At 40.4% G+C, this 13,335-nt stretch carries 17 protein-coding genes; 9 read left to right on the top strand and 8 right to left on the bottom strand.

What is annotated here, in order from left to right; all coding sequences use genetic code 11:
- Window positions 1-91: 91 nt before the first annotated feature.
- Window positions 92-640 (top strand): thioredoxin family protein, encoded by a 549-nt coding sequence (locus tag MHH23_RS17025; protein WP_340959895.1) that lies wholly within the window; start codon window positions 92-94, stop codon window positions 638-640.
- A gap of 338 nt (window positions 641-978) precedes the next feature.
- Window positions 979-1,446 carry a thiol-disulfide oxidoreductase DCC family protein gene (locus tag MHH23_RS17020; RefSeq protein WP_024720282.1) on the top strand — a complete coding sequence of 156 codons (468 nt, stop codon included), beginning with the start codon at window positions 979-981 and terminating at the stop codon, window positions 1,444-1,446.
- Window positions 1,447-1,481: 35 nt separating this feature from the next.
- On the opposite strand, the gene MHH23_RS17015 is transcribed toward MHH23_RS17020, so the two are convergent.
- Window positions 1,482-2,738, bottom strand: a complete 1,257-nt coding sequence (locus MHH23_RS17015) for a transcriptional regulator (protein ID WP_008341668.1) — start codon at window positions 2,736-2,738, stop codon at window positions 1,482-1,484.
- A gap of 270 nt (window positions 2,739-3,008) precedes the next feature.
- On the opposite strand from MHH23_RS17015, the gene MHH23_RS17010 reads away from it, so the two are divergent.
- The gene (locus MHH23_RS17010) at window positions 3,009-3,596 is read left to right on the top strand and encodes a nitroreductase family protein (protein WP_236551962.1); all 588 of its coding nucleotides are present in this window, start codon (window positions 3,009-3,011) and stop codon (window positions 3,594-3,596) included.
- A 34-nt stretch (window positions 3,597-3,630) separates the two neighbouring features.
- On the opposite strand, the gene MHH23_RS17005 is transcribed toward MHH23_RS17010, so the two are convergent.
- From MHH23_RS17005 to MHH23_RS16995, 3 genes are all read right to left on the bottom strand, one after another.
- Window positions 3,631-3,786, bottom strand: a complete 156-nt coding sequence (locus MHH23_RS17005) for a YfhD family protein (RefSeq protein ID WP_008341997.1) — start codon at window positions 3,784-3,786, stop codon at window positions 3,631-3,633.
- A 61-nt stretch (window positions 3,787-3,847) separates the two neighbouring features.
- Window positions 3,848-3,958, bottom strand: a complete 111-nt coding sequence (locus MHH23_RS17000) for a YfhE family protein (protein WP_017358836.1) — start codon at window positions 3,956-3,958, stop codon at window positions 3,848-3,850.
- 52 nt (window positions 3,959-4,010) lie between these two features.
- Window positions 4,011-4,907, bottom strand: a complete 897-nt coding sequence (locus tag MHH23_RS16995; RefSeq protein WP_116307661.1) for a TIGR01777 family oxidoreductase — start codon at window positions 4,905-4,907, stop codon at window positions 4,011-4,013.
- 95 nt (window positions 4,908-5,002) lie between these two features.
- On the opposite strand from MHH23_RS16995, the gene recX reads away from it, so the two are divergent.
- The gene (gene recX, locus MHH23_RS16990) at window positions 5,003-5,794 is read left to right on the top strand and encodes a recombination regulator RecX (protein ID WP_017358838.1); all 792 of its coding nucleotides are present in this window, start codon (window positions 5,003-5,005) and stop codon (window positions 5,792-5,794) included.
- A 3-nt stretch (window positions 5,795-5,797) separates the two neighbouring features.
- Window positions 5,798-6,112, top strand: a complete 315-nt coding sequence (locus MHH23_RS16985; RefSeq protein ID WP_008341991.1) for a YfhH family protein — start codon at window positions 5,798-5,800, stop codon at window positions 6,110-6,112.
- 226 nt (window positions 6,113-6,338) lie between these two features.
- On the opposite strand, the gene MHH23_RS16980 is transcribed toward MHH23_RS16985, so the two are convergent.
- Both MHH23_RS16980 and MHH23_RS16975 read right to left on the bottom strand, forming a co-directional pair.
- Window positions 6,339-6,512: a YpzG family protein gene (locus MHH23_RS16980; protein WP_003217811.1), complete on the bottom strand. Its 174-nt coding sequence runs from the start codon at window positions 6,510-6,512 to the stop codon at window positions 6,339-6,341.
- Between the two features lie 25 nt (window positions 6,513-6,537).
- A complete protein-coding gene (locus MHH23_RS16975; RefSeq protein WP_003217849.1) occupies window positions 6,538-6,687 on the bottom strand; it encodes a small, acid-soluble spore protein K in 150 nt (49 codons plus the stop codon).
- A gap of 116 nt (window positions 6,688-6,803) precedes the next feature.
- Between MHH23_RS16975 and MHH23_RS16970 the strand changes: the two genes are divergently transcribed.
- The 3 genes from MHH23_RS16970 (at window position 6,804) to MHH23_RS16960 (ending at window position 11,043) form a co-directional block, all read left to right on the top strand.
- Window positions 6,804-7,076 carry a YfhJ family protein gene (locus MHH23_RS16970; protein ID WP_017366871.1) on the top strand — a complete coding sequence of 91 codons (273 nt, stop codon included), beginning with the start codon at window positions 6,804-6,806 and terminating at the stop codon, window positions 7,074-7,076.
- Window positions 7,077-7,377: 301 nt separating this feature from the next.
- Complete coding sequence (locus MHH23_RS16965; RefSeq protein ID WP_008341983.1) at window positions 7,378-8,361, top strand: glycosyltransferase family 2 protein; 984 nt, start codon at window positions 7,378-7,380, stop codon at window positions 8,359-8,361.
- 87 nt (window positions 8,362-8,448) lie between these two features.
- Window positions 8,449-11,043 (top strand): YfhO family protein, encoded by a 2,595-nt coding sequence (locus MHH23_RS16960; protein WP_116307663.1) that lies wholly within the window; start codon window positions 8,449-8,451, stop codon window positions 11,041-11,043.
- 24 nt (window positions 11,044-11,067) lie between these two features.
- On the opposite strand, the gene MHH23_RS16955 is transcribed toward MHH23_RS16960, so the two are convergent.
- On the bottom strand, window positions 11,068-12,201 hold the full coding sequence (locus MHH23_RS16955) for an FAD-dependent oxidoreductase (protein WP_116307665.1): 1,134 nt from the start codon (window positions 12,199-12,201) through the stop codon (window positions 11,068-11,070).
- A 206-nt stretch (window positions 12,202-12,407) separates the two neighbouring features.
- Here MHH23_RS16955 and MHH23_RS16950 point away from each other — a divergent pair, with 206 nt between their 5' ends.
- Window positions 12,408-12,875: a DinB family protein gene (locus tag MHH23_RS16950; protein WP_096881150.1), complete on the top strand. Its 468-nt coding sequence runs from the start codon at window positions 12,408-12,410 to the stop codon at window positions 12,873-12,875.
- Window positions 12,876-12,879: 4 nt separating this feature from the next.
- Here MHH23_RS16950 and MHH23_RS16945 read toward each other — a convergent pair whose 3' ends face one another.
- The gene (locus tag MHH23_RS16945; protein ID WP_096881151.1) at window positions 12,880-13,302 is read right to left on the bottom strand and encodes a regulatory YrvL family protein; all 423 of its coding nucleotides are present in this window, start codon (window positions 13,300-13,302) and stop codon (window positions 12,880-12,882) included.
- Window positions 13,303-13,335: the final 33 nt, after the last annotated feature.

Below are 13,335 nucleotides of genomic sequence, written 5' to 3'. Positions count from 1 at the left end.
CCAAAGAACCTTTACCTTTCACTAGGTGAAGGTTTTTTTAGACAAAAGAATAGCAAAAGTGGTAAAGTTGAAGGGTAAGGGGGATGTTCACATGACACTAAATGAATGGTTTACAAAGGGATTAGCTGAACGTACATATGTACACAACATGGAGAAAAACCGTGAAAACTTACTCACGGTGTATAACCAGTACGCAATTCATCAAAAGGAAAAAGAGCTGCTTCAAAAACTTCAAAAGAAAAAGCTCAGAGCGCTTGTGATTACAGCAGATTGGTGCGGAGATGCGATGGTCAATGTACCTATTTTCATGCGTATTGCAAATGAAGCACTGATTGATGCGCGCTATTTCATTCGGGACGAGCACCTAGACCTGATGGATCAGTATTTAACGAACGGGACCGCAAGATCGATTCCGATTATCGTCATCATTGATCAGGAAGGGAAAGAAGTGGGGAAATGGGGACCTCGCTCAGCAGAAGCTCAGCGCTTTGTCGACGAGAAAAAGCCGGATAAAGATGCACCCGATTTTGAGGAAGCATTTAAAGTGTTTGCGAAAGAAGCCGCACATCACTATACGACAGATCGTTACTTATGGAAAGATATTGAGAAAGAAATAGTAGAAGTTTTGTCAAAAATATAAACCAAAAGACTACTTCGCCGCAATGGGAAGTAGTCTTTTTTTATCTTGTTTTTGCGTTTTACCTACAAAACACCGCATAAAGATGTAGAAAAACCGCAGAATTCTATCAAATACCGCAGAAAACCGCAAAGCATCACGATTTTCCCAACCACTTTTAGTTGAAAAACCTCATATATGCCATGAAATCAGCTATTTTGCCCTTATCTAAAGGCTCATATAACGCACGTCGGATGGCTTTTTCCCAATACAAGAGGCCCAGCAACTATAGTAATCTAGTTGTAATCTCCTTTGAACGAACTAAAAAAAATAAATGAAGGAAAAGGGCTGGCGATCAATTTATGAAAAAAATCATCTATCTCGATCAAGAAAAAAAGAAGCTCGCTGAATCAAAGAAAAGAGAACAGCGTTCCATCAAATCACTCAGACTGCTTGTGTTTTATGACGGACAAAGTCCTTCATGTGCAAAAGCAATTGACCTGTTGAAATCACTCGATTGGAAAAATCGAATTCACTTTGAATCATTTAGAAACTCACAGCTGCTGAGACTGAATAAAATTAGTGAAGAGAAGGCAGAGAAACGAATCGTGTCTATTTCCTTAGCGAAAAATCAAAAAAACTCAGGGATTTATACGTGGCTGAGAATGGCTTGTCACATCCCTGCATTATGGGGAACGGTCCCATTCATTGTACTCAGCATTTGGCTTGGCTTTGGGCAGCATGCTTACGATTATTTTGCGAGAAAACGGTACATTCATTCTGTCGAACAAGTCACCCGTCCCGATACAGATCAACAAAAGACCATCTAATCATAGAAAAAGCATGACCTTCGATCGGCAGAAGGTCATGCTTTTTTATAATACGGGATATATGATGCTAAGTGATCAAGCAGCTTCGTTGTGTAAGACATATATGCACGCTTATCAAGCTCAGAAGCCGCATAGGAAAGCAAGGTTCTAAGAGCAAACAAGTACTCATTGTGGAGCTGATTGTGTTCAAAGTAAGGAATCGCTGCTTCTACTAAATAAGTTTTCAAATCATGAGGATTCTCTTCAATCATCAATTTATAGATTTTAATCATATATAAACAGTTTGGTTGAATACGAGGCTGTTTGAGCAGCTCGTGTATATATGGAAGCGCCTTTTTGCGATCATATTCCGCATACAATGTCGCGATTTCATAAAGCGTTTCACAGTAACGATCTTCTATCTGTTCTTGATTAAAATAATTGAGTGAATCTAGTAAATAAGGCACAGCGGATGAGAAATCGCCTTGGCGTTTTAAGAGAACCCCGTAATAAAAATAAGCTGTCATCTTAATATAAGCATCAGGGTGAAGCGATGTGTGTAAAATCACTTCTTTTAAATATCTTTTAGCTGTTTGAAAGGCCTTTAATTCCAGTGAGATGACCCCATGAATGAGTGTACAATGAATGACCCGCTTGAAATTATTTTTTTGTCTATACAAATCCATTGCTTGATGTGTGGCCTCAAGCGCATCACCGAGATGCCCCATGGCTCCAAGTGCTTTTGCATAGTGATAATACAGGTCGCTCTGTTCAACAGAAGCGTAAGAAAAGCAGCTTTCAAGTCTTTTCAATCCTTCTTCGAGCTGACCGATTTTAATCTGGTGGATGCCATCTAGATATTCAAACGTTTCTTTTTCTGTGTCAATAAAGGTTTTTTCAAACTTCTTAAGCACGCGGTGCGTTTTTAAGGCAAGCTGCTGTTTTTCTGTTAATAAATAAAATTGAAATAAGGACAAATGATACTGAATCCCTAAATCTAGCGAAAAGAACTGTTCCTCGTGATGAATGATCATTTCTGCATTTTGCTCTGCTTGATCGAGCGCATAGAAATACATGTTCATCTGAAACTCATCGAGTAATGACAACAGATGACGCGCCTTTTGCGACAGCGTTTCTTGACTAATTCCAAGCCGTTCAAGCAAAAGATTGATCGTATCTTGATTGGCCTCTTTTGAGCCATTTTCAATTTTACTTAAATGAGAGACAGAACAAATTCCTTCTGCCAACTCCGATTGGGTCATATTTTGTTTATAACGATAGAGTTTGATGATTTGCCCAATATTGATTTTCATTCAATCCAGAAGCCTCCCTTCCAATCATGGGTTGAAAGCTTTTTGAAAAAATAGCCGCATGAGACAAAGTGGAAATACCTGAAATCATTTCATCATCTTGGCTTTTTTCTCAAAATTTGTTTAAAACGTAATATGATTGTAACATTACTTGAAAAAGTCAAACAACTTTTTAGCAGAGAGGTGAGGTCTTATTTGCAAACAGCACATGATCATGTTTATAATGTGAATGAGAATCAATTTCAATTAAGGTTGATTGAAAGGATGACATATATGCCAGAAGCAAAACAACAAACAGAAGCGTTAACGGTTCGAGACGCTGTCAGATATAGACGATCGATTCGAAAATTCAAAGAAACGCCGGTGAGCATTGAGCAGCTTCAGCCATTATTAGAGGACGCAGTCTATGCACCCAATCATAAAATCACGGAACCTTGGCGTTTTTTATATGCAGTGACGGATGAAGCAAAAGAGGGATTTGTTGAGCGGTTTATTGCCTTCTTTAAACGCAACAATCCAGACGCAAAAGAAGAAAAGATTAATCAGTACAGAGATTATTTTTCTAAAGTACCAGCACTTTTACTTGTTGTTCTAAAAGAAGACGAAAATCCAGTTGTGAGAAATGATGATTTTGCCGCTGTGAGTGCGCTCATTCAAAACTTCCAGCTGCTGGCTTGGGATCAAGGAATCGGTATGGTATGGAAGAGCGGCCGTATCTTATACGACAAAGGGTTTCAACAGGATATGGGATTAAAGGAAAACGAACGCTTTGCCGCGATTCTTCACATCGGTTATCCAGAAGAGGTGCCTGAGGAAAAGTCACGTCAGAAGGCATCAAGCCTGCTAACTGAAATCAAATAAAAACAGACCTTTTAATAGGGTCTGTTTTTTTTACTTATTGTTTTTTGGCACGCTGATCGGCTGCTTTCATACGTGCCATCGCTTTTACGTCATTCGGATCTGCAAGTTCTTTGGAAAATTCAACATATTCGCCATCCGTCTCTTGTGCCGCAAGCTGATGGTTGGATTTTTTGTGTTGGTCTTTTTTCAAAGCTTTTCCCTCCTTTACAAGATCACTTTAGTTATGTGCTTGTAAAAGAGGAATATCCGTTTTATTTGTTTCTTTTTTCTGCTGCTCTTTCCGCTTTTTTGAATTCCTGCTGATACAGAACTTCTTGGGTTTTCTTCAGTTTTGAAGTCGGCTGGTGTTCTTTTTTCTTCATCAAAATCGCCCCCTCATCTCATTTTTAATAGGATGGGTGTTTTTGACAAAATTTATTCCTCTGAATGCAAAATCGCTTCTTTTAGCTCAGGGTGTAAAAATTCATAAGAAGACAGCAGTGCCTTTTTCGGCAGAGCACGTTGACCTTCTAATACAAGCAATGACATGTCGCCAAGTGCGGTTTTGATGACAAAGGACGGCACCTTCAGCCAGTGAGGGCGATGAAGGGTAGATGCAATAGTTTGTCCCAGCTGCTTCATTTGAACAGGATTTGGAGATGTGACATTGAGTGGACCTGATATGTGTTCATGTTGAATGGCATACGCAATGAGATGTGCTACATCCTCCACGTGAACCCAAGATACCCATTGCGAGCCAGAGCCAATCGTTCCACCGGCAAACAGCTTGTATGGCAAGGTCATAAGAGGAAGTGTGCCTTTTTCTCCTAGCACTACCCCAAAGCGTGTATAAACCGTGCGAATACCGAGCGCCTCAATTTTTTGCCCTTCAGCTTCCCAAAGTTTAGATGTATGACTTAAAAAGTCTGTATCGGCTGGAGGGGCCTCCTCCGTAAAGTCTTCTGTCTTGGAAGTGCCGTAGATACCGACAGCACTTGCTTGAATGAGCACAGATGGTTTCGATTCCTGCGCTTCTATAATGCGTCTCACTTCTTGCGTGGATTGAAGACGGCTGGAGAGAATGCCTTTTTTTGCTTTGTCCGTCCAGCGTGTGAAAATGGATTTTCCAGCAAGGTTAATCCATACATCAATCGCAGGCAATTCATGTTCAGGCTTAGCACCATCTGTCAGCCACTGCACGTAATGTAAATGATTTTGTTCGGATTCCTTTGGATTTCTTGTTAAAATATATAGATGATGTCCTTCAGCTGCGAGCACCTTTGTGACATGATGCCCGATAAACCCGGTTCCTCCGGTAATGGCGATATTCAATTGACATCTTCTCCTCTCATATACATACCTATATCTTTCACGATTTTGAATCAGAAGAAACATCCTGACTGTTTGAAAAAAGGAGTGATCACAGGATGCCCTATATTACGAAAATCTCTGCTCAGAAAAACAATACAGAACGCGTGAACATCTTTCTTGATGAAAAGTACGCTTTTAGCGTTGATCTAGATGTGCTCGTCCAGCATGATTTGAAAAAGGGAAAAGAGCTGGACGAAGCCGATATCATAGAGATTCAATTCGGTGATGCAGTAAAAAAAGGATTTCAGCAGGCCGTCGATTATTTATCGTATCGGATGAGATCAGTGAAAGAAGTCACCGATTATTTGACGAAAAAAGACATACCAGCACCTGCTATTAGTGAAATTATACACAAATTAAAACATTATAAGTATGTAAATGATCTTGAATTTGCAGAAGCGTATGTAAGCACCCACCGAAAAACGAATAGCAAAGGCCCGTCAGTGCTAAAAAAAGAGTTAAAGCTGAAAGGCATAGACGATGACACCATCGAACAAGCACTATCGCAATATCCGAATGATTTGCAGCTAGAGGAAGCAGTGAAACAAGTGCTAAAGCTGGTTAAGAAAGAGAAAAACCGGTCCGCAAAAGAAATTGAACAGCGTATCAAATTGCAGCTTCAGCGAAAAGGATTTTCATTTGATATCATTGATAAAGCCCTTCAAGAAGCCTATGATGGACAAGAAGAGGAAAAGGAAGAAGAAGCCCTTCACTATATGCTTGAGAAGGCAAAACGCAAGGTAGGTTATGACGGATCATTTGAGAAAAAAATGAAAGTGAAGCAATTCCTATACCGAAAAGGATTTGATCTTGATACAATTGATCACGTTTTAGACAAAGGGGAATGACAGATGGAAAAACGCTATAGTGAAATGACAGAATACGAATTAAAGCAGGAGATTGCCGCTCTTTCTGAAAAAGCAAGAAAGGCTGAGCAGCTAGGCATTGTGAATGAATATGCCGTGTTGGAGCGGAAAATTGACATGGCGAAAGCCTATTTATTAGATCCAGCTGCTATTCAGACCAAAACGACTTATCACATCAAAGATACAGACGAGCAGTTTTATGTGGAGTATTTAAATGGTGTTTTTGCTTGGGGCTACAGAGTATCAGCGCCAAATAAAGAAGATGCCCTGCCGATTTCAATGCTTACGCAAAAGGACTGATCCCTAGAGATCAGTCCTTCAGCGTGTAGACAAACCCTCGCATTCTTTGTCAGTCCTGCGTGCTGGTGCTCACGAATGTCAAATTCGCTCCGCGCCAGTACTCGTCCTTCCTAGACTGCAAAGGTTTTCTATCACGCTGAAAAGAAGACAAAGGGCTAAAATCAAGTTCATTTTAGCCCTTTGTCAACAATCTGAAGGACTGATCGTTAGAGATCAGTCCTTTTCTTTACTTCGAACGTTGTTTACGGACGTTGTTCTGAAGTACGATGTCGTGCTGCGTTTGCTGCGTTTCTCCGTTGACCTGAGAGGCAGAATGTTTAGCATTCGCCCATGGTTGAGGGTAAGCGGTTGTTCTTAATTGAACAAAGTCTTCCATATACGATTTCCCATTTGAACTCATATCTCAAGCACTCCCTTTGGAAAAATTAGCGTTTCCCTGATGCCCTCATACGTTCCTGTGGACGTGTATTCGTCTCACCGTTCGGCCTTTTAGACGCATAAGCATCTGTGGCCCCTGGTTCGCCTTCAAACTTGTGATTCACTTGATTTGGAAAGCCCTTTGCTTTATTACGCATACTGATTCCCTCCAAACAATACAAATCATTTGCGTCTTTTGAAGACGTAAGGGTAGTATATGAAAAAAGAGATTTTTTTAAAAAGGCACTTTCTGCTAGATGAAGGAGGAACCAGTATGGAACAATATTTTGAGCGATTAACCGAACAACTAATGGAAAAAAACAATATGCTCACATATGAAGAAGCACGTACATGGGTAGAGCTCCTTTGGAGTGATTTTGAAACAACCTATGCAAAGGCTGGCCGCAAGTATAAAGGACAAGAAACGACTGAACGGATTGTCCGAGAATGGATCGAAAGCTACGGCGCTCAGCTGCATTTATTTCAAAATAAACAATCGAAGGCAAATGAGCATCTGCAACAAAACGACAAAGGGCTGCTGCATTAAAAGGGTTGCCCTTTTCACTTCCACTCATCTTTTTCAATAAACAGGAAAATATATAATTGACCAAACAATTTTATGAAACAATACCCAGTCTGTGATCAAAATTACAGGCTTTTTACAATGGATAAACTTAAAATTACATTAAATTCATGTTGGTGAAAATCACTGGAAATAAAACTCTGATATAATGTAACGATTAAGGATACATGAAATTTATGGATAATAAAAAAGGGTTTCGTTTTCTGACAAAAAAGGAATAATGAACATAACAGACTATGTGAAAAAAGTGAAGAGAAGGTGCGATATGGAACGGGAACTGCTCTCTGTTATAATTCCTTCTTACAATGAAGGTGAAAACATCAGACGAATCTTTGAGGCACTCGAGGAAGAGTTTCGCGATTTTCATTATGACTTTGAAATCATCTTTGTGAATGATGGAAGCAAAGACAATACGCTTCAATACATGAGAGAGCTCTCTCACAAAAGTGCAAAAGTCAAATACATTTCCTTTTCTCGTAACTTTGGGAAAGAAGCTGCAATTTTAGCAGGTCTTGAGCATGCAAAAGGGGAAGCTGCGATCATTATGGACGCCGACCTGCAGCACCCAACGTATTTGATTCAGGATTTTGTTAGAGGCTACGAAGAAGGTTATCATCAAGTCATTGCTAAACGAAACCGTAAAGGGGACAGCAAGCTTCGTTCTTACCTATCATCGATGTATTATAAAGTGATGAACAAGGTGGTCGAAGTGGACTTGCGTGATGGTGTAGGAGATTTCCGCTTAATTTCCCGTCAAGCGATCGACGCATTGCTTCAGCTGAAAGAGGGAAATCGTTTTTCAAAAGGCCTTTTTTGCTGGATTGGCTTTGAAGAAAAGGTCATCTATTATGAAAATGTGGAAAGACAGCACGGTGATACAAAATGGTCACTGAAGAAATTATTTAACTACGGGATTGATGGTGTCATTTCCTTTAACAACCGCCCGCTGCGTATTTGTTTTTATACGGGTATTTTGATCTTATTTCTCTCTTTGATTTACATCGTGGCGACCTTTATTCAAATCGTCAGAACGGGCATCATGGTACCGGGTTATTTCACTTTAATCTCAGCTGTGCTTTTCCTCGGTGGTGTCCAGCTCTTGAGTCTAGGTGTGATCGGAGAATACATTGGCCGGATTTACTATGAAACGAAAAAGAGGCCGCATTACTTAATTCAAGAATCAAATGTCATGGAACAAGAGACAAGCTCAAAAGAACAAGACCGAGTGTTAACGCAGTTATTTAAATAACGTGGAGTCAAATAACCGGCAAGCACGAATCGCTTGCTGGGTTGTTTTGTTTCAATGAACAGTGGATCTTTTGGAGAAAGGATTTAGATGATGAAACGTAGATGGATACTCATTGGAATGTGCCTCATTCTTGCTTTATTAGGACACTCCTTTTTCTTATATGAATATACGCAAGGCCGATATATGACGGGAGATGGAGATGGCATTTCGCAAATGCTCCCGTTTAAAAAGCTGCTGTATGACGAATACGTCAAAGGAAACTTCTTTTATTCCTATCAATTTGGTCTAGGCGGCGGTACATATACGCAATTAGGTTATTATTTTACAACGTCGATGGTCTTTATGGTCACAGTCGCTGTTGTCTGGCTGTTAAATGCGCTTCACCTTGTACAGTCAACAGACATTCACTTTTGGGCAAATGCTGTTATTTGGCTGAGTGTGATCAAGCTGACAGTCATTCTGTTCATCGCATATCGTGTGCTTCTTTCGATTGTGCAACATAGGCTGGGGGCGCTGACAGGTGCCGGTATTTACGGACTGTCTATTGTGTACTTTCGGCATCAAACGTTTTGGGAGTTTTTCACCGACAGCATGATGTGGCTTCCGCTGCTTGTGCTCGGGGTTGAACGGATTTTTAAAACAGGCAAGCCGGCATGGTTTATTGCGGCTTGCAGTCTCATGCTGATCAACAATTTTTACTTTGCTTACATTCACTTTATCTTTTTAGCCATTTATCTCGTCTTCAGATATATGATGAAGCTTCAAAGCGAGGAGCGAGGCTGGAAGGTGTTCTGGACACTTGCGATCTCTACGTTGTTATCGTTTGGGATCAGTGCTGCCTTTTTTATCCCGTCTGTTTACGGCTTTCTCAATAATGTAAGACCGCCGTATGAACAGGCAATTCCTTGGTTTGCGCTGCATGATCATCTGCTGTTTACAAGCAGGGTGTATTTATTGCCGGTCATCTTTCTGATTTGTCTGTTTCTCGTTCCGCTATACCGGAACAGATGGTTTTTCATGTTCACATCGATCAGTGTTCTGCTGATCATTTTTCACTACAGTCCAAAGATGGCGAGCGTGTTTAATGGTTTTTCTGCACCGCAGTACAGATTTGAATATATTCTTGCTTTTACAGTCGGAGCAGTCGTAGCCATCACCATCAAGCATTTCTCGCAAATGGAGTGGAAGTGGAAAAAACGTGCGGTTTTAGGCGCTTGGATTGTATTCCTTCTCGCAGTCGCCCTTTCAGAACGAGCAAAGGGAAATATGGATGTTGTTGTATTTACCGGAATAGGACTGCTTGTGATCAGCTTGTTCTTCCTCTCGATACATGCGGGGAAACGTCTGCACCTTCATCTCTTGTCAGCTGTGCTCATCGTTGTGAGCTTACTGACAGCAGGCGTGTATCAGCAGGGCTACTTATTTGAAAGAAGCAATATTAAGAGCGTATCAGATACGTATCTGAATAGTGAGGCGTATGCTGGACATGAGCAAATGAAGCTCATTCAGCAGATTCAAAGCCGCTCAAAAGAAGATCCGCTTGCCCGGATTGATTGGATGAACGGCGTGCGCAACAACACCCCGTTATTTGAAGGCTTTCAAGGCATGAGTGCGTATTCAAGTATATTGAATCAGCATCTGCTCCATTTCTACTGGAATGACCTGCAAATTGATATGGGACGGGAAAGTGTCAGCCGGTATGCAACAATGGGGGACAGGGCGAATTTATACAGTCTGACCTACGGGAAGTATTATATGAGAGACAAATCGATGTCTTTCTCACCGCCGGTTTATTTTAAGCCCATATTGGAAAGCGAACATTATGAAGTGTATGAAAATACACGCCCGCTCCCATTTGCAAGAACAACGAGTACCGTCTATTCAGAAAAGTCACTAGAGCATGCGTCAGCACTTGATAAAGAACATGCGATGTTGCAAGGTGTGATCTTAAACAAAAAAGGAAATGCTGAAATCGACCAATCGCCTGATCGAATAAAGGATACAAACATTCATACTGAACAAGCGGTATACGAAAATGGCGTGCTTGATGTATACGGGAAAACGGGCGGGCTGAATATCACCCTTCCAGATGATATCGCTCGCGTGGGGGATGTGTATGTGAGCTTTTATGTGAAGCGGACCGACCGTAATGAAGGGTTTCAGTTATCTGTAGATGACTACGTCACATCACGCAAAAGCAATACGTCTATCTACAAAACAGGCGTTAATGACGTGACGATCCGAGTCCCTGCGGAAAAAATCCTTTCCATACGAGTTCCAAAAGGGACGTATGAGCTGAGTCAATTAAAGCTGTATCATGAGCCTTACCGCACCCTTGCGCGGGCATATGATAAAGAAAAACAGGATGATGGCAGCCAGCAGGTGAAACTTAAAAATAACCGCTTTACGATTTCTTATGAGAACAAGCGCGGCGATGATTATATGATTCTGCCTGTTCCATATGAAAAAGGCTGGGAGCTCACTGTGAACGGCCATCAAACCGATATTGAACAAGCCAATTATGCGTTTATCGGTTTTCCAATAGAAAAAGGCAAAAACGAGATCGTGCTCACCTACTATCCACCTTATATCAGAATTCTCGCATTGATTTCACTCGTCAGTTTGATCGTTGCGATTTTATATGCACGGAGAAAACACAAGAAACACCACTTTTCAGCATAAGTGGTGTTTTTTTTATCTTTCATCTCATACGTAAGTTTCTTCATCCCATTCAATCGTGTATTCGTTCATTTTTTTATCAATATCGTTTTGAATACTCATGTGCTGAAATAGCGCATTCAATTCTTCTGTCCTCTTTCTTCGATCCTTTTCATAATAATAGAACGCATCTCGATACTCATGATCCCTTAGCATCTTTGCTATGAGCATGGCATCTTCTAGACTATACGATGCTCCTTGACCAACAAAAGGGTTCGCCGTATGTACCGCATCACCTACAAGAACAACACGTCCTTTTGACCACACAGGAAAATCCTTTATTTCATAGATACTTCTTGGAAAGAACATGTTTGTATGATCGATGATGTCAGAAAGGTGTTTAGGAATGTTCCAATGTTCCATTTGTTTATATAATAACTGTCGGATGGTTTCTTTATTGGCTTTCTCAAAATGTTTTGTAGGTAACTTCTCAGGACACTGAGAGAAAGCTTGCCATAAAATATTCATTTTATTTGTTGGATGCGCTTTCCCAAAAATGAATTGAAAGTTTCCGTCATTGTAAAAATAACTTGTTGCCTCATCCAATACAAAATCCTTCACAAACGATACTCCTTGTAGTCCCCAAAAACCGCTATAGTCTAATTTAGCATTAAACGCAATAGCCTCTCTTGTTTTAGAAAAAGTTCCATCTGCTCCTATTACGATATCACCTGTTATCTCAGTTTCATCTTCAAAAAGAACCTGAACGGAATGAGGCTGCTGTTTGATTGAGATTAACTTTTTGTTGTACTTCACTTCTATTCCTTGACGGTGAACTTCTTTTAAAAGTGATTTGATGATTTGGTCTCTCATGACGTTCAGTAAAGGGGCATCATAATATTTTTCACTATAATTGTGAAAGATCGCTTCTACTTCATTTTCACTGTTTATTTGCTGGATCTTCTTTATCACTGTTGCATTTGCTATCACTTCATTTTTACACCCGATTCCATCCAAAATCTTTACCCCATTCGGAGACAGTAAAAAACCTGCTCCTGTTTCTAATTCTTCATCTGACCTGCTTTCATAAATCGTACTTTCCATTCCAGCCTTTTTTAAAAATAAAGCAGTAGCCAATCCTGCTACACCACTGCCGATAATGATCACATTTTGAGAATTCATCATTTTTCCTCCCTTTTTATAAACAGACCGGTCGGTTTATTTTGGCGCAAAAAAATAAGCTTTTTCATATAGGACAGCGTATCACAATTCCCCCTTTTCATTTGGTAATTAAAGTATATGATAATATGTTATAAATGATTTAGCAAGAATGAAACTAACCAATTTTTGATCAACTTCTTTTAAAAACATAAAGGGGATAACAAAACATGAACAAAGACACCGTGATAAAACACTATGAACACACCCTTGAATGGGTGCAGTCACTAACGGAAGTAACAGAAGAAGAATGGCGTAGCGCCATCGCTGATGGAAAGTGGAGCATTGCTGAGATCATCGCACATTTCGTTCCATGGGATGAATTTATTTTACACGATCGCCTAAAGGAATTTTGGAACAATAAAGCGTTACCTCAGGCACCTGATGTGCATGAAATGAACCGGCAGTCAGCCGAAAGAGCAAGAAAGGAAGAGAGAAGCGAGACGATCGGGCGATTTATTGCTGTTAGAACAAAATTGCTTCAAGAAATGAAGAAAATCGAAACATCTCGCTGGAATACATCCTTTTTGATCGGTCAAACCGAGCTGACGTTATCAAGTTATTTTCAAGGTTTGATTAAACATGATCTCCATCATATGGAGCAGGTCAAACAAGCGCTCTCTACAGAAAGACGATAGCGCCTCACGAAGCTTCCTTATCAAACGAAAACGACGCATAATCAAACAAAAAATGAAATAACCAAAGACTTAGCGCAAAGAGAATTTCTTCAGAAGTAGTCAGCAAAATGCCGTCAACCAATTCGTCTGATACATAGACAGCACCCCAAATAAACAAAAGGTGAAATAAAACGGCATAGAAAACGATAGATCGTTTTTTGGACCGACACTTACGAACAAACCGCATGAGCACGTGTTCCAGATGTTCAAAAGAGATCCCAAGTACAACATAGATGCCCATAAACAGTAGCAGCGATAAAATCGATTGGTAAAAAGCACCGGTCAAATGAAAGAACAGCACACAAAACAACAAAAATATGTAACAGACAGCTGATAGCGCCATGAGCCATTTCAGCCCTTGCCATAAAGCGTGAACAGATTGTTGCATGGGTAAACAACACTCCTTTACATGAAGATACCT

It is taken from the genome of Bacillus sp. FSL K6-3458, from assembly GCF_038005045.1.
Classification (GTDB): Bacteria; Bacillota; Bacilli; order Bacillales; family Bacillaceae; genus Bacillus; species Bacillus altitudinis.
Note: the sequence above shows the minus strand (reverse complement) of the source record. Positions and strands in the feature narration are given on the sequence as shown.